At 52.6% G+C, this 17,227-nt stretch carries 14 protein-coding genes; 13 read left to right on the top strand and 1 reads right to left on the bottom strand.

The features are described 5' to 3' along the window. Nucleotides 1–4 precede the first annotated feature (4 nt). Nucleotides 5–370 (bottom strand): tautomerase family protein, encoded by a 366-nt coding sequence (locus tag P2G53_RS03285; RefSeq protein WP_275813688.1) that lies wholly within the window; start codon nt 368–370, stop codon nt 5–7. A gap of 589 nt (nt 371–959) precedes the next feature. On the opposite strand from P2G53_RS03285, the gene P2G53_RS03280 reads away from it, so the two are divergent. From P2G53_RS03280 to P2G53_RS03220, 13 genes are all read left to right on the top strand, one after another. After that, complete coding sequence (locus tag P2G53_RS03280; protein WP_275813685.1) at nt 960–2,513, top strand: PAS domain-containing methyl-accepting chemotaxis protein; 1,554 nt, start codon at nt 960–962, stop codon at nt 2,511–2,513. Between the two features lie 57 nt (nt 2,514–2,570). Continuing rightward, entirely contained in the window at nt 2,571–4,766 is a 2,196-nt protein-coding gene (locus tag P2G53_RS03275; protein WP_275813682.1) for an EAL domain-containing protein, read from the top strand. 256 nt (nt 4,767–5,022) lie between these two features. Continuing rightward, nucleotides 5,023–5,661, top strand: coding sequence for a hypothetical protein (locus tag P2G53_RS03270; RefSeq protein WP_275813632.1), 639 nt, complete (start codon nt 5,023–5,025; stop codon nt 5,659–5,661). Then, nucleotides 5,658–6,713 carry a hypothetical protein gene (locus tag P2G53_RS03265; protein ID WP_275813629.1) on the top strand — a complete coding sequence of 352 codons (1,056 nt, stop codon included), beginning with the start codon at nt 5,658–5,660 and terminating at the stop codon, nt 6,711–6,713. Before P2G53_RS03270 ends, P2G53_RS03265 begins: the two co-directional genes overlap by 4 nt. After that, nucleotides 6,691–8,346: an ABC transporter ATP-binding protein gene (locus P2G53_RS03260; RefSeq protein ID WP_275813627.1), complete on the top strand. Its 1,656-nt coding sequence runs from the start codon at nt 6,691–6,693 to the stop codon at nt 8,344–8,346. The genes P2G53_RS03265 and P2G53_RS03260 overlap by 23 nt, the downstream gene beginning before the upstream one ends. Beyond that, complete coding sequence (locus P2G53_RS03255; RefSeq protein WP_275813624.1) at nt 8,336–9,235, top strand: alpha/beta hydrolase; 900 nt, start codon at nt 8,336–8,338, stop codon at nt 9,233–9,235. Before P2G53_RS03260 ends, P2G53_RS03255 begins: the two co-directional genes overlap by 11 nt. After that, entirely contained in the window at nt 9,198–9,578 is a 381-nt protein-coding gene (locus P2G53_RS03250) for a DUF995 domain-containing protein (RefSeq protein ID WP_275813621.1), read from the top strand. Before P2G53_RS03255 ends, P2G53_RS03250 begins: the two co-directional genes overlap by 38 nt. An 18-nt stretch (nt 9,579–9,596) precedes the next feature. After that, nucleotides 9,597–10,256, top strand: a complete 660-nt coding sequence (locus P2G53_RS03245; RefSeq protein ID WP_275813617.1) for a response regulator transcription factor — start codon at nt 9,597–9,599, stop codon at nt 10,254–10,256. Then, nucleotides 10,253–11,620: an ATP-binding protein gene (locus P2G53_RS03240; RefSeq protein ID WP_275813614.1), complete on the top strand. Its 1,368-nt coding sequence runs from the start codon at nt 10,253–10,255 to the stop codon at nt 11,618–11,620. The genes P2G53_RS03245 and P2G53_RS03240 overlap by 4 nt, the downstream gene beginning before the upstream one ends. Nucleotides 11,621–11,739: 119 nt before the next feature. Next, entirely contained in the window at nt 11,740–12,009 is a 270-nt protein-coding gene (locus tag P2G53_RS03235; RefSeq protein ID WP_275813611.1) for a PepSY domain-containing protein, read from the top strand. A gap of 11 nt (nt 12,010–12,020) precedes the next feature. Then, on the top strand, nt 12,021–12,605 hold the full coding sequence (locus P2G53_RS03230; RefSeq protein WP_275813608.1) for a cytochrome b/b6 domain-containing protein: 585 nt from the start codon (nt 12,021–12,023) through the stop codon (nt 12,603–12,605). A gap of 155 nt (nt 12,606–12,760) precedes the next feature. After that, nucleotides 12,761–16,147, top strand: a complete 3,387-nt coding sequence (locus P2G53_RS03225; RefSeq protein ID WP_275813604.1) for an ATP-binding protein — start codon at nt 12,761–12,763, stop codon at nt 16,145–16,147. Beyond that, on the top strand, nt 16,144–17,058 hold the full coding sequence (locus P2G53_RS03220; RefSeq protein ID WP_275813601.1) for a response regulator transcription factor: 915 nt from the start codon (nt 16,144–16,146) through the stop codon (nt 17,056–17,058). The genes P2G53_RS03225 and P2G53_RS03220 overlap by 4 nt, the downstream gene beginning before the upstream one ends. Nucleotides 17,059–17,227 lie beyond the last annotated feature (169 nt).

The raw sequence follows: 17,227 nt of genomic DNA, 5'->3' as shown, positions 1-17,227 counted from the left end.
TGGTTTACACCACAAACTGCGCAATACCGTCGCGGAAAGACCAGTCAATATCGTGATTTTCCGTGATGGTAATCAGCACATTTTCGGGCGGTATACCCGGATTAGCCGCGAGATTTTCCACCGCCTTTTTGTAAAATGCCTGCTTTGATTTATTCGAGCGCCCCGTGCGCATGACCAGATGCATCATCACCCGGTCCCCCTCGCGTGTCTGTAGCTGCAGGCAATGCGGCTCCAGTTCATGGATGATCTGATAACGGTCATCATCCGGAAACCCCATGGTTTCAATCACCGCTGAGTTGATACCGTCAGCCACTGCTTTGATGTACTCCGGTGACTTTCCTTTAAGAATCGAGATATTAACCAAAGGCATTGAGTATCTCCTTGTATTTATGCTGTGCCTTTTGAAGGGGGGATTGTCAGTATGCAAACAGAGCGGTGGGCATTGCAATCTCAGCTTTCACACCCTGAGGACAAACATTTTATTTCACTGCTCTGGTATTCTTTGGCTTGGATCTGCAGATCCAGCACTGCGTAGCTGATTGGAGAGTTGCTGAACGGTGCTTATCCCAGCAAATACTCGGATTTATTAAAAGGTTATAAGCTGATAATTGATCTACTACTTTAGAAAGGGTTGATTTATGTAGCTTGAATCAAACAGCTTGATTCAAGTGATGAAATATAAATATATTAAAATTCAATATTTTAAGATGTTTTTATTTTGTTATTCAAATAACCTGATGATTCAAGCTTGCTCTTGATGCGCCGATAGCTGGTTAATGCGCAGGGTCTTGGATCATCGTTGCCGAAAGTCGTTTGAAAATAAGGGTAATTATTCCTTAAATGACTATGATTATATGGGCTTGCGGTGCTGCAAGTTGCCCTCAAGCCCGCTGAATAACAATAATATTTTCTCGCCATAGACCCCCAGGTCTGCTGGTGACTGCTGTGGAACGCCCGGGATGAGAAAAAATCTACCTGTTACCCAGACCGAAAAACGTTTTTCCGAAACCACTCAGCTGACCTCTTCAACTGATACCAAAGGCATTATCACTGACTGCAACGAGGCGTTCATTCAGATCAGTGGCTACACCCGTGAAGAGCTGATTGGTCAGCCGCATAATCTGATCCGCCACCCGGATATGCCACCGGCGGCTTTTGAGCTGATGTGGACGCATCTGAAAGCGGGCAAACCCTGGATGGGGCTGGTAAAAAACCGCTCTAAAAATGGTGATTATTACTGGGTGAATGCCTATGTAACACCCATTACCGACAATGGTCGGGTGATTGGCTATGAGTCAGTGCGGGTCTGTCCCAAGCGTGAGGATGTGGCGCGGGCTGAGCGTGTTTACAAGCAGTTAATGGCGGGTAAAAACGTTAAACCGAAACCCGCGGGCCTGATGCTGTGGGCGGTTTTACTGATTGGATTGCTTGCTGGCATCGGTTTAGGTGTTGTGGGTCAATCGTTGATTTCTCAGGTGGTACTTGCCATTACGGCGGTATCTCTGTTGGTGCTGGGTCAGCAACAGAATCGACAAAATCTGCAGAAGGTCATGGACGAGTCCCCGCTGGCTTACCGCCATCCGGTGACAGCGCTCACCTACACCGATGATGACCTGTTGCTGGGGTTGGCGCGGGTTGGGGTGATGAGTGATCAGTCTCATTTGAATACCGTTCTTTCCAGAATTGATGAAGTTGCCCGCCGGGTTTCAGAGAAAGCTCAGGTCGGTATGGCTGCGTCGCAGGAGTGCCGCCGCGCTAATGAGCAGCAGCAAAGGGAAACTGAACAGGTGGCCACGGCGATGCATGAGATGACCGCCACCATAGGTGAGGTCTCTACCAATGTGCAGCACACCGCGCAACAGGCAGGGGATTCCAACAGGCTCGCTGAATCCGGTCTGACCCTGTCCCGTGAGACCCGTGCGTCGATTGAACAGCTGCGCGATACCGTCAGCAACATTGCGGCTGCGGTAAGGGATCTGGATGCCCAGACTGAAAATATTACTCAGGCCGCAGGGCTGATCGAACAGATTGCAGAACAAACCAATCTCTTGGCGTTGAACGCGGCGATCGAGGCCGCACGGGCAGGTGAACATGGCCGCGGCTTTGCGGTGGTTGCAGACGAGGTCAGAAATCTGGCGCAGAAAACCCGCGAGTCAACGCAGGAGATCCATCACATTGTCGAAGCACTAACCGGCAGTGCAGATCGTTCAGTCCAGATTGCCAATCAGGGCATGGCCAAAGCAGACGAAGGTCTGGCCAATGTGGTAAAAAGTGAAGATATGCTGGGCACGATTTCTTCCGCCATGAACACCATCGCGAGTATGGCCATTCAGATGTCTGCTGCAGTTGAAGAGCAGGCTCAGGTATCTGAAGAAATTAACCGTCAGGTATCCCGTATTTTTGATCTTTCTACCGAAAGCCTGAATAAAGCGGACCAGACCACGGGCGTGGTGGCTGAACTGAAGGATGTTTCAGTGGATATGGGCGAACTGGTCGACGGGTTTAAACGTTAAACCGTGTCATTAGCCAGTTCGCTTCAAGTTGTATCCTGCTATTAAAGGCTTTTTAACGTGAAGTTTTTCAAACAGTTAGCAGTGATTCTGGCCACAGCAGTTGTTGTCGCCGGGTTGGGAATCTACCTGACCCACACGACCAATACCATTCATGAAAATGAACAGCGGTTTCTGCTGAGTGAGCTGGTAGCAACTCAGGCGTCGGCGATCGAACGGCGTCTGGAGCGCTCTTTTTCTGCAACGCGAATTCTGGCGCAGGAAGTGATGCAGAACCGGGGACTGTTTGACGACTTTGACGGTTATGCCCGGGAGGTGATCAATACCATTGGCGGTATTTCCAATCTGCAGCTGGCACCCGATGGAATCGTCACTTATATCTATCCTCTGGCGGGTAACGAAAAGGCCATTGGTCACAATATTCTTAAGGTAGATGCCCGTAAGGTCGACGCCTTTAAAGCAATAAAAGACCGCCGTATGACGGTTGCCGGGCCTTTCCAGCTGGTGCAGGGCGGTGTTGGCCTGATTGGCCGCAACCCCATTTTTTTGCCCACGGATGACGGGGATAAGTTCTGGGGGTTTGCATCGGCACTGATTTTTGTGGATGACCTGCTGGAGTTCACTGAACTGTCGCAATGGGAATCGCGGGGCTATCGATACACCCTCAGTCACCTGCTGGACGATGGTAAAACCTGGGAAGTTTTTGCCTATTCTGCACGTCCGATCGGACCCGGTGCCCATACTGTCACAATCCAGATTCCCAATGGCGAATGGCACCTGACCATGAGTGGTCCGCCTGTGTTGGTGAATACAACCTACTACGGTTATCTGCTAACCATTCTGGCAACCATGATTGCCGCATTAATGGCCTGGTATATTGTCCGCCAGCCTGAGGTTCTGCGCACGGTTGTCGCGCAAAAAACCCGTGAACTGAAGGTGATGGCGCACCAGGATCATCTTACCGGTTTGTCGAATCGGCGTTTTCTGACCGATCAGCTCGAGCGCATTCTGCGGGATTGTGAACGCAACCAGCGCAATGCAGTGCTGCTGTATCTGGATCTGGATGATTTTAAACGGATCAATGACAGCTTTGGTCACTCCGTGGGTGATCAGTTTCTGCTGAATATTGCCCAGCGTATTCACAGTACCGTCCGGCAGGGAGATATTGTGGCGCGTTTAGGTGGAGATGAGTTTGGTATCTTGCTGCAAAACACCCAGTCTGTCAGTGACATTGCCAAGGTGGCAGACAAACTGCTGGAACAGGTTCGACAGCCTATACATTCCAACAACCGTACCTTCACCCTGTCGGCGTCGATCGGTATTACGCTGCTGCCACAGGATGGCAATGATGTGACGACCCTGCTGCGCAACGCCGATCTGGCGATGTATGCCAGTAAACGTTTGGGTAAAGGTCACTATCAGTTTTTTGATACCAAACTGCAGGCCACTGCGCTGGAAAAAATGGAACTTGAGCAGGACCTGATCCTGGCCCTGAGTCGTGATGAATTTGTTCTGCACTATCAGCCCTTTTATGCGCTGGATTCGGGTGTGCTGCGCGGATTTGAAGCACTTGTTCGCTGGCAGCATCCGGAACGGGGTTTGTTGTATCCGGACAGTTTCATCTCGGTTGCTGAAGAGAGTGGCAAAATAATTGAAATGGGGTATGTGATTCTTGAGCAGGCCTGTCGCCAGATAAAAATGCTAGAAAATCAGTATCCTAATAGTATTCGTGTTGCGGTTAACCTGTCTCAACGGCAGTTTAAGGATCCCCTGTTATTGGAGGCGATTCAGGCAATACTTCAGCGTCATCAGGTTGATGCGACCATGCTTGAATTTGAGATTACCGAGTCCTGTCTGATGGACGATGTGGACAGTGCGATTGAAACCCTGACCGAACTGAGTCAACTGGGTATCAGTATTGCCATTGATGATTTTGGTACCGGTTATTCATCGCTGTCGATGCTGAAGCACCTGCCGGTCAGTAAGCTCAAAATTGACCGCAGTTTTATTACCGATCTGGTGTCGAATCTGGCGGATCGAAAAATTGTCCAGGGTGTGATTACCATGGCCCATACCCTGCAAATCAGTGTGGTGGCAGAGGGCATTGAAACTGGAGCTCAACTGCATCTGTTACAGGCGTTCCGCAGTGATCTCGGTCAGGGTTATCTGTTTAACCGACCTTTACCTGCTGCAGAGGCTTTTCAGGTGGCGATGAAAATCCCGCAAAAAATTGATTTGGATAGCCCGGCGGAATAACAACTGGTAGCTCTAAACGGCATTTAACTTGATTTGCATCAATCGTAATTCCGGCAATCTGATCTACCTTGTTGATAATACGATCAGGAAAACTCCTGACTTTTACAATAATGGCCGTCATGGATGTTATGGCTGTTAATTTTTTGTGTTTTTAACACATTGATATATAAGCCCTTCGCAGACCTTTTACGTTTCTTAAGGTTTCCTTAAGTTCTGAATGCCATCCTGATTCAGCAAGATTCTGAGGGAGAGTAAGGTGAAAAAAATTCTGTCAGCAACCTGGTTGCTTCTTATTCCCGTGACACTGTGGGCTCAGCCCCAGCCCGTCGGATCAGTGGCGGTTTATTCTGATGGCAGTGTGGAAAAACTGATTCAGATTAATGCCCAGTCAACAACCTGGCAGGATGGCAGAAAACGTATCCTTGAATACGCTAATGTGCCTATTCTGCAACGCAGATCATTCACTAAATTCCCAGCAACTGAGTCCTATCAGGAACATATCGCGTTTGGCGTACCGGCTGAAATTATACCGTTTGGCACTGCTGATTCGGTGATTTTCACCCTCAGACGTGAGTTCTCCGAAGGCGGGCATACGATGCGGTACTGGCAATGTGCTCACAAAGGCCAGGGCCAGTATCAGTTGGGCGAACGAACCCTGACGACTGAGCAGTATCATTGTGAACGTTATGTGCCGCATAAAAAATCAATGTATTCAATGTTCAGAGAATCTGTAGATCTGGCTTATTCTCCGGACCTGTCTATGGTGGTTGAGAAAGTCAGGAAAACCCAAACTAAAAAGACCCGACGTAAGCTGGTATCCCTTCTTGCACCTGAACAGGTGTCGGAGCAGAAGATTCTCAAACTGGTTAAACGGATTCATGGAGATAAATCATGAGTCAGGGGCGATTAACCAAGGCCAAACGCAGTTTTATTACGCGTAATGTTCTTTTTGCAGGTGATGAACAACTAACGCAGGGGGTTCCTGCTGAAGGAGACCTGTTGCTTGCCCGGGTTGACCGTGTGCGACAACATACCCGGCTTGAGAATATTCACGGGCGCCGGGAACATCTTTATCCGGGTGATGAAATTATTCTGGTGGCCGGACGCAGATATTCGACCGCGCAATTCAAGGCTGAATTGCCACAGGCTCTGGGCCCTGCCCATCTGGTTGCTGCCGGTGGTATTGCCGCTCAGGTAACGGCGCGTTGCAACCGCATTAAACCGGCGACTGAAATAACGCTGCTGGGTCTGATTGCCAATAAACAGGGCGCACCGCTCAATCTGGCTGACTTTGCGCCCCTGTCTGGCAGTAGAAAAACAGTGGCTTCCATGCCCCAACTGGTTGTGGTGGGCAGCGATATGGATGCAGGTAAAACCACGTCGGCGGCTGCTGTGATTAATGGTCTGTCAGGGTTGGGCTACAAAGTCTTTGCCGCAAAACTGACCGGCACCGGTGCGGGTCCGGATTTTTGGAGAATGCAGGATGCAGGCAGTTATTCGGTGATGGACTTTGTCGATGCTGGCTGGCCCTCAACGGTTGGGCGTACCACGGCTGAGTTGTTAGCACTGCACAGTCGGTTGACCGATGCGGCGGTCAGATCCGGCGCCGATCTGATGGTTGTCGAGTTGGCCGATGGTATCTTCCAGCCGGAAACAGCAAAACTCATTCAAAACCCGGAGTTCAAAGCGCGCGTGACCACCTGCCTGGTTGCCGCTGACAGTGCTACCGCTGCGGCAATGGTCAGTCAGCAATTGCTTCGCAGTGGTGTCCCTGTCTGTGGTATCAGCGGTGTTATTACCAGCTCGCCAGTGGCCTGTGATGAGGTTAGGCAGCAGTCAGGATTGCCGGTTTATACCGAGGAACAGCTTATCAGCGCCCCAATGGCTGAGTATCTTCATGCCACGCTTATTCGTCCGGTGAAACATGCTGCCGTCAGTGCTGGCTGACCCTAAACGCCGCGGACTCTATCTGCTGCTGGTCCTGACAGGTATTGGCCAGTCAGTGGCGCTGCTTTCGCTGATTGCTCTGGCACGTAACGTGATTGAACAGGCTCAGACCATACACAGTCTGACCTCCCTTTGGCTTGCGTTAGCCGGTATCAGTTTGTTGGCGCTGGGACGTTTCAGTGAGCGTTTTGTTGCTGAAAAAATGGCCAATCATTACATCATGTCGCTGCGGCAACAGGTGTTTCAGCATGCGCTGGTGCTTGGTGATGCCGGTCGTAAAGGTCTGGTACGCGGTGGCGCATTGCTGCGGCTGACCGGTGACATGAGTGCAATACGCAACTGGATTGTACAGGGTGCTGCGCCTTTGCTGGTCCTGGGCAGTTGGCTGGCTGTTTCAATGCTGGCACTGGCATGGCTTAACCCGTGGTTGCTGTTTAGCTTGATGCCGGTGTTTTTACTCTCCCTGTGCGGTAATTATCTGCTTGGCCGAAAGCTGTATAGCTGTTCTGAAACAGCCCGTAAGCGCAAGACCCAGCTGATCCGAAATGCCACCGAAAAGCTGAGAACTGTCGAACTGGTACAGTCTTATAATCAGCAGGGGCGTGAAGCAAGACGCTTTCAGCGGCAAGGTAAACGGCTTTACCAGGCACAGCTGGATCGGGCACGTCTGTCTGGCCTGCTGCGTGGTTTTAATGAAGCCATGTTAGGTCTGTCCCTGCTGGCTCTGCTGGTTATGGGTCTGTATCTGGTATCCGTTGAAGCTTTGGCTTTATCTGAGCTTTCACTCCTGTTAGCGGCATCACTCTATCAACTCACTCACCTGCGTCGCTTGGGTCGTCTTTATGAATTCTGGACCCTGAGGCAGGTTGCGGTGGATAAGCTGCTGCAGTTTTTCCACCAGAAAACGATCGTTGTGGGAAAACGTGAGCGAAAAATGTCGGCCGATTTTTCCATGCGTTTGAAGGCGTTTTCATCAGCGGGTCGGTTCAATTCAGTCACCGCCCAGATCAGCCCCGGTGCCCGCATTCGGCTTGAAGGACCGCGTGAATCCGGTAAAACCTCTTTACTGGAGGCGCTCTGCGGTCTGGTTTCGCAGACCTCGGGACAATTATTGTTGAATGGTCGTTCCCTCAGTCAAGTCAGCCACAGCACGCTGGCGCGACAGGTCGCGCTGGTCTCACAGCAATTGCCACTGTTGCGCGGTACCGGCAAAAAAAATCTGTTTTACGGTTTGCGCAAAGAGGAACCCGCTTATACCGAAGAGGTGCTCAGGTTGTGTGGCCTGAATGACTGGATTGGAGATCAGGCGGAGGGTTTAAAGAGCGCGATAGAGGAGGGTGGACGCAACCTTTCATCCACCCTGCAGTTCAGATTGATGCTGGCCAGAGCGTTGTTGCGACGTCCGGCATTGCTGATGATTGATCAACACCCGGCGTTTCTCGATCCGTCAATTGAACAGTTACTGATCCGCCTCTGGAAGTGGTTTCCGGGTGCATTAATCGTGGTCAGACCGCCACAGTTACTGCACGCCAGTGCTGAGGTCTGGCAGTTGTCAGGCGACGATGCGGCGGTGATTCATCCTGCCCCTCAGTCAAGCGGGGTTTCAGATGTGAGTGTCCGACATGAACGCTGATCAAACCGGATTAAGGGTACCGTCGCCCGGTGAGAGTCAGCGTTGTGTCTGTGCGGCCGCGCCAAATTTGCCGGTCTGGATCTACCGGCCCCGTCATGAAATATCGGCTGACCGGGTCATTGTGGTTGTGCATGGCATATCCAGAGCGAGCCATCACCTGTTTGAGCAGTTTAAAGGACTGGCGGATCGGATGGGGTGTACGTTGCTGGCGCCTGAATTCAGTCCGGATGAGTTCCCCGCCTACCAGACACTGGGGCAGCGGGATGCGTTTTCCCGTTCAGATCTGGCATTGAATGCATTTATAACAGCCTGGCAGGATGCCCGCCAGCAGGTCGCAGTCAGATCTCATCTCTACGGTTATTCCGGTGGTGCTCAATTTGCACACCGTTACGCGCTGCTGTATCCGGCACGCGTGCTTTCGCTCGCCATTACCAGTCCCGGCTGGTATACCTGTCCGGATCGCGCGGCCTATCCCTATGGTCTGAAAGACTGGCCAGTATGTCTGGGCCAACCCAACCTCAGCGGGTTCCTTGATCTGCCCATTCTGGTGATGGTTGGCGAGCAGGATACCCAGCGCGATAGCAGTTTACGTAAGGGCAAACGGCTCGACAGGCAGCAAGGTCCGAATCGTTTGGTCCGTGCCAGAACCTGGGTGGCGGCTATCGCTGAACGGCAGCAACTGCAGGGGGCAACTCGACCTGTGCAGCTGCAGATTTTGCCGGATCAGGGCCACGATTTTCTGCAAAATGCACGGCAAAGCGATATGTTAGAACGTATTTTTGTATTCTGGAGACAATGTGAAAAGGAGAACCCGCATGTGGTTAAAAATGACCTGTACCGGATTAATGCTGATGTTATTGACCGCGTGTCAGGTGAAACCCGGTATTGAAGAAACACGTACCCTGAATGCAGCTGAGGTCAAGGCGCTGTTTAGCGGGAAAACAGTGGAGGCCTATAACCTGTTTACGGGCTCTACCAGCTTTATCTATTACAACCCCAATGGTGAACTGGTGCATGAACGGTACTGGACCAAAAAAGATGGCCGCTGGGAGGTGAATGAAAACGGAGAGATCTGTTTGCAGATCGATGATAAAGCGGCCAAATGCCGTACCATTGTTCTCAAGAACGGTCGTTATTACAAAGAGCGTCCTAACGGTAACGGTGGCCATGAAATGGTGATCCGTTACCGCCAGTTTATTCCGGGCAATGAACTGAAACCTCAGGATATCTGATCAGGCTGGACGCATTCTATGCAGCTGTTGTTGGTCGAGGATGACAACCTGCTGGGGCAGGGGATTCAACTGGGTCTGCGTGATAAAGGTTATCAGGTTGACTGGGTGACGGACGGTGAAGCCGCACTGGCGGCACATGCCGATCTGTCCCCGGACCTGATTATCCTTGATATCAACCTGCCTAAACTTGATGGACTTTCAGTGCTGCGACGGCTACGGCAGGCACAGCACCCGATACCGGTTTTGCTGCTGACTGCACGTGATAGCGTTGAAGATCGTATTGCGGGTCTGGACAGCGGCGCGGATGACTATCTGGTCAAACCCTTCTCTCTGGCGGAACTGGAAGCCAGAATCCGGGCGTTATACCGGCGCTCCATCGGTCGTCAGGATGAATCTATTGAGTTCAGAAATATCCGGCTTGACCTCAGGGCTCGCGAGGCTTTTATTGACCAGCTCCCGGTGTCCTTAAGCAAACGGGAATTTGATCTGCTGACCTTACTGCTGGAGCGTCCGGGTGAGGTGCTGACCCGCCGCCGGCTGGAAGAACAACTCTATGGTGAAGACGATCCGGAAAGTAACGCGCTTGAGGTGCATATTCATAATTTGCGTAAAAAGTGCGGCCATGACCTGATCAGAACCATCCGGGGCGTTGGTTATCGGGTGGAAAAGCCAGCATGAGGTCAATACGTACCTTTCTCATCATCGGCACTCTCCTGATGCTGGTACTCAGCAGTGCGATTTCCAGTCTGTGGACCTCCTGGCACAGCTCCCATGAGGTCGAGGAGCTGTTTGATGCGTCGCTGGTGCAGTCGGCCCGTTTTTTTCACGGGCTGGTGGTGGATCATCAGGAACGTGAAACGATAGAGGAGCTGCGCGAATCCCTGCAGCAACTCAACAGTGAAGCGGGTCATTGGGATTTTCCTGATGCCGCCCAACTGAATCCCGGACACCCCTACGAAAGCAAAATTGCCTTTGAGGCCTGGCTGGATAACGGCACATTACTGCTCAACGTCCCTGAACACTTTAAAGCGCACATGCCGACTCAAGCCGGTTTCGATCTGCTGGAACTCGAAGGGCGGCTCTGGCGGGTCTATACCCTGTATGACCCTGATCATGGGGTGTGGATTCGCACCGGCCAGAACAATGTGGTGCGTGAGGAGTTAACCGGCCAGATAACCGGTAAACTGATTCTTCCCCTGCTGTTAACGCTGCCGGTTCTGGTTGTGCTGATAGCGTTAGTGATTCAGTGGGGACTTGGACCTTTACGTGCCATTACCCGGCAGTTGGATAGCCGTGGCAGCAATGATCTGGAGCCGCTGCCTGATCAGAATCTGCCGGATGAACTGAAGCGGATGGTTGAAGCCGTAAATCACTTGTTTGTGCGACTGCAGGCCGGACTGGAACGTGAAAAACGGTTTACCGATGATGCGGCGCATGAGTTGCGTACCCCGCTGGCAGCACTGCGTGTCCACCTGGAAACGGGTGACCTCAGACCTGAGCTGTCAGACGCACTGCTGCAGGCTGTGGAGCGGATGGAGCGACTGGTTACACAGCTGCTTGCTCTGAGCCGCCTTGAACCCAAAGAGTATCAGTTACAACGCCAGCCAGCCGATCTGCATGAGCTCTGCGGTGAGGTAATGGCTGATCTGATACCGCTGGCGGATGCGGCTCAGGTGGAGCTGGCCCTGTCGGAGCAACCGGTCCCGACGGTTGATATTGATCCTACGCTGTCCGCCATGCTGGTGCGCAATCTGGTTGAGAATGCCATCCGTTACAGTCCGGCAGGTACCCTGGTCAACGTCAGTCTTATGTCGCTGCCTGAAGCGGTGCAACTGCAGATTGTTGATCATGGCCCCGGCATTCCGGCGACAGCACGTGAGGCGGTATTTGAACGGTTTTATCGTCTGGATAAATCAGATGGTAAAGGTGCCGGGCTGGGGCTGTCGATTGTGTCTCTGGTGGCGCAATTGCAGGGTGCCAGACTCGTGCTTTCGGACACGCCGGGAGGCGGACTGACCGTGACGGTGGATTGGCCGCGTTAGCATTGCCTGAAGGTAGCGGTTCACTTTCAGCGCGACGTAGCAAAACTGCAACTTCCTAAGATTACTTTAAGCTTCGATTTGCATACTGATCAGGTCAGTAACACAAGGAGCTTATGACAATGAAATCTCTTATGATTGCCACCGTAATGATGACTGCTGCCGGCACTGCATTGGCCGGCCCAAAATGTACCGATGGTGACAAAACCAACTGGATCCCTGAAGACACCATGCAACAGCAGATTCTGGATCAGGGCTATAGCATCAAAAAATTCAAGGTCACCTCCGGTGGCTGCTATGAAATCTATGGCTACGATCAGGAACAGCGTCGTGTAGAGATTTACTTCCACCCGGAAACCGGTGAAGTCGTCAAAGCTAAAATGGAAGACTGAGAGGTTTTGCTATGCAGACGCAGCCTAGAATCTGGGACCCACTGATAAGAATCTTTCACTGGAGTGTGGCAGCAGGGTTTCTGTTGAATTTTACCCTGGCTGAAGAGGGTGAAACCCTGCATGAATGGATAGGGTATTACATTCTGGCTGCGCTGCTGGTGCGAGTCTGCTGGGGGTTTATCGGACCCAGAAATGCACGTTTTAGTGATTTCTTTCCGCGCAAGGCAGCTGTAAAAGCACACCTGGGCGAACTCGCCCACGGAGAGATCAAAAAACATGATGGCCACAGCGCTTTGGGTGGCCTGATGATTATCGCCCTGATGAGCGGTTTGTTGCTGGTTGGACTCACCGGATGGCTGACCACGACAGATATGTTCTGGGGCGAATCATGGCTGGAAGAGATCCATGAATTTTTCGCCAATGCCACACTGATGCTGGTCTTCATGCATGTGGCCGCGGTGCTGTTGTTCAGTCTGCTGGGTCCCAGCAATCTGATTCGGCAGATGTGGACGGGGCGTCGTTGCGAAAAAAATGAAAAAAATCTGGTTAAGGGCGGAACTAATCCGATGGACGAAACTCATACGTTCAATCATTGAGGTTTTTCTCCATCCCCCCCTTAACTTCGGTGGGCAACGTGACAACACGTTGCCCAATTTTTTTGTCTGTTTCTCCTGTTCCCACGGTCTGATTGCAGACTGTTTCCCGCGCAAAATTCCAGTATGCTAATCCCTGAGCTTGACGGGACAAGGGCATGCCAGCAGCACAGAAAATTTTCAAGGTACGACGCCAGTACAACAAATGGGTCGCCAACCAGACGCTGGAAGATTACGCCCTGCGTTTTACGGCTAAAAACGGCCGTAATATGAGCATCGAGCGGGTTGCCAAAACTGCCCTGGGTGCGACTGCGTTTCTCGCTCTGGAGGGGATTGCCGCGGCAGTGACCCTGAGTTACGGCTTTACCAATACGGTGGCCGCGATGCTGGCGGTATCGCTGGTGTTTTTTATTACCGGTCTGCCAATCGCCTATTATTCTGCCAAACATGGCCTTGATATTGACCTGCTGACCCGTGGCGCCGGGTTTGGTTATCTTGGCTCAACCATCACCTCACTGATTTACGCTTCTTTTACCTTTATCTTTTTTGCCATCGAGGCGGCGATTCTCGCCTCAGCACTGAATGCGCTGTTTGGTATTCCGTTGAGTATCGGTTATGTGATCTGCGCTGTGGCGGTGATCCCGATAGTGACCCATGGCATCAAAGCCATCAGTCGTTTCCAGCTTGGCACACAAACTCTCTGGGTATTGCTGCAGTGTACGGCGCTGGGTGTGGTGGTGGTGCACGAGTATCAGCAAATTGAGGGCTGGACCCAGTATGTACCACCTTCACAGGCGGGTACCACGGGTTTTGATATTCTGCTGTTTGGGGCAGCGGCCTCTGTATTTTTTGCCCTGGTAGCGCAGATTGGTGAGCAGGTGGATTATCTGCGTTTTATGCCGGAAAAAACCGCGCAGAATAAAAAACGCTGGTGGTTCTGGCTGACCCTGGCCGGTCCTGGCTGGATCTTTATTGGCGTTATCAAAATGTTGCTGGGTTCGTTTCTGGCCTATCTGGCGATCACCCGGGGTGAAGCGCTGGTTCAGGCCACAGACCCAACCTACATGTATCAGGCGGTATTCACCTATCTGACCCAGTCACCCTCGATCTCGCTGGTGCTGGCGGCACTGATGGTGATTATCTCGCAGATGAAAATCAACGTGACCAACGCCTATGCTGGCTCCATTGCCTGGTCGAACTTCTTTTCGCGGCTGACCCACAGCCACCCGGGGCGGGTGGTCTGGCTGGTGTTTAATGTTGCGCTGGCGCTGATTCTGATGGAGCTGGGCATCTATCAGGTGCTGGAAGCGATCCTCAGTGTGTTTGCGATTGTGGCGGTCAGTTGGCTGGCGTCGCTCTCAGCGGACCTGATGATCAACAAACCGCTGGGACTCAGCCCCTCCTACGTTGAATTCAAGCGTGGCCACCTGTTTGATATTAATCCGGTGGGCACTGGCTCGATGATTCTGGCCACAGTGCTGGGCATGGTCTGTTATCTGGGCATGTTTGGTGAGGTGGCCAAAAACCTCTGTCACTTTGTCAGTCTGGCAACCTGTTTTATTGCGGTGCCGCTGATTGCCTGGATCACTGGCGGGCGTTTTTATCTGGCCCGACCCTCGGTTGAGCTGGAACCCTATATTCTGGCACGGGAGGGTGGCCGTCGTGGCACGGTCAGTTGTGTGATCTGTGAAAACCCGTTCGAGCCGGAGGATATGAGTTATTGTCCCGCCTACGCCGAGCCGATCTGTTCACTCTGCTGTTCACTGGATGTGCGCTGTCTCGACAGCTGTAAACCCCATGGTCGCCTGTCACAACAGATTACGGCGTTTCTGCGGCTGTTTCTGCCCAGCCGTGTGGTTCGTCTGTTCAGTTCTCGGATGGGCCGTTTTATCGCGGTACTGCTGTCGGTTAACTTGCTGAATGCGGCGTTGCTGGCGGTGATCTACCGCCAGATGCAACCTGAAAGCCCCAGTGAACAACTGCTGTTGCAGGACACGCTCTGGACGCTGTTTTTTACCCTGCTGATCGCATCGGGTGTGATCGCCTGGCTGTTCCTGCTGGCCCATGAGAGCCGGGTGGTGGCACAGAAAGAGTCTAACCGGCAGACCCGCAAGCTGATGCTGGAGATCGAGGCCCATGAAAAAACCGACCGCGAACTGCAACAGGCCAAAGAGCTGGCAGAGCGGGCGAATGCGGCGAAAAGCCGGTATCTCACCGGGATCAGCCATGAGTTACGCACGCCGCTGCAGTCGATTCTGGGTTATGCCCAACTGTTGTCAGAACATACTGAAACACCCGACCGGCATCGGCATGGTCTGGAGGTAATCCACCGCAGCGGCCAGTATCTGACGGATCTGATTGAAGGTCTGCTGGATGTTTCCAAAATCGAAGCCGGTCGTCTGGAGCTGTACCGCAGCCGGGTAGCGCTGCCGGAGCTGCTGCAGCAGCTGGTGAATATGTTCAGCATGCAGGCGCAGGAGAAGGGGATCGGCTTTGAGTATCAGATCAAAAATACCCTGCCTCAGTTTGTCATGACCGACGAAAAACGCCTGCGCCAGATTCTGATCAACCTGCTCTCCAATGCAGTGAAGTACACCGCCTCGGGTCAGGTGACGTTTTCGGTTGGGTATCGCAATCAGGTGGCAGAACTGATTGTGAAAGATACCGGTAGTGGTATTCCACCGGATCAGTTGCAGCGTATTTTTGAACCATTTGAGCGGGTACGTAATCACTCCACCCGTAATCTGCCCGGCACTGGATTAGGGCTGACCATTGTTAAGCTGCTGACCGATATTATTGGTGGCGATCTTGAAGTGGAAAGTGAACCCGGGCGCGGCAGTTGTTTCAGGGTCCGCTTAATGCTGCCCTGGGTACAGTCTGAGGTTGATACGGATGAGAGCCTGCCGATTGTCGGCTATATGGGCTATGAACGTTGCCTGATGCTGGTAGATGATGACCCGGTACTGCGGGGTATGCTGGCGGACCTGCTGGCGCCGCTGGGTTTCAGAGTCGTCGAAGCGATGGATGCAGAAAGCTGTCTGGCGCAACTGGATCAGTGTCAGCCTGACCTGTTTTTACTGGATGTGTCCATGCCCGGTATCAGCGGTCTGCAATTGGCGCAAAAGCTGCGCCAGAAGGGCTGTTCTGCCCCCATTGTGATGCTTTCTGCCGATGCCCAGGAGCATCAGCGTGAACCGGATGAAAAGGCGGCCTACGATGCTTATCTGGTCAAACCGATCAGCAACCGGAATCTGCTTGAGAGTCTGGCGCAGCATCTCAAACTGGAGTGGACCTATCGGCAACCGGAACACAAACCCCTGCCTGTGGTGCATTCGGCTACCGGGCCAATCTCTGTTCCGGATCATCCATTGATTCAGGAGCTAAGGACCTGTGCCCGGATGGGGTATAGTAAGGGCGTGAAACAGGTGCTGGTTCAACTGGAAGCAGAAAGCCTGCTCCCGGAGAACACCTTAACCCAGGTACAACAGATGGTGCGTGGCTTTCAGCTGGCGCAACTGGCAGAACGGTTGGAGATTGAACAGTGAACGGAGCGCATACAGGCCCTGATATTGTGCTGGTGGTGGATGATTCCCCGGACGCGCTGAGTCTGATCAATGATGCGCTGGAACAGGCCGGTATGGATGTACTGGTGGCGCTGGAGGGAAAACAGGCCCTGACCATCGCCCGGCAGATTCGGCCCGACATCATTCTGCTGGACGCCATCATGCCCAATATGGACGGCTTTGAAACCTGTCAGCGGCTTAAGGCTGACAGTAATCTGGCGTCTATTCCGGTGATCTTTATGACCGGCCTGACCGATACCCAGGACATTGTGCGTGGACTGGAGTGCGGTGGGGTGGATTATCTGACCAAACCGATCCGCCCCGATGAGTTGCTGGCCCGGATGCGGGTGCACCTGAGCAATGCCCGCCTGACTTCCAGTGCCCAGTCCGCCCTCGACAGTACGGGTCAGCATCTGCTGACGGTTACAGGGGAAGGGGTGCTGGTCTGGGCGACGCCGCAAACCCGGGCTCTGTTTGGTCGGGCCAAGGCAGAACAGCCCTGGCTGGAGCAGCAGTTTTCGGCTCAGGTGGCGCAGTGGCTGGCACTGTCTCCTGCGGTGGGTGATGCTCTGGCACTGGCGGGTCTCGAGTATGCTCTGTCGGTTAAGTATCTGGGGTTTCAGGAAGATACCGCTTTGCTGAAACTGCTGGACGGTGAACGTCTATCCGGCGCTGCAATGCTGAAACAGCAACTGTCGCTGACCGAGCGCGAATCAGAAGTGCTTTACTGGATCGCCAACGGCAAAACCAACCGGGAAATTGGTGAGATACTGGATATGAGTCCGCGCACAGTGAATAAACATCTGGAACAGGTGTTTCCCAAACTGGGTGTCGAGAACCGTACTGCCGCTGCGGGTATTGCCCTGCGGCTGATGGCGGCGACCGAAGTGTGACCCTGTTGTTTGACGAACTGGTGCAGCGATTGAGACAGAGTGTCGCAGTCAATTTGCCTATTTCTATAAAATCCTGCGATAAGGCCTGATTTTGCACCCCAAAATCCATGGTAAAACAGGCCTATTTCTTGCTGTGTCTCCTTCGTTATTCATAAAACAATAAGAAGGA

This window comes from Neptuniibacter sp. CAU 1671 (genome assembly GCF_029222905.1).
In the GTDB taxonomy this organism is placed as follows: Bacteria; Pseudomonadota; Gammaproteobacteria; order Pseudomonadales; family Balneatricaceae; genus Neptuniibacter.
Note: the sequence above shows the minus strand (reverse complement) of the source record. Positions and strands in the feature narration are given on the sequence as shown.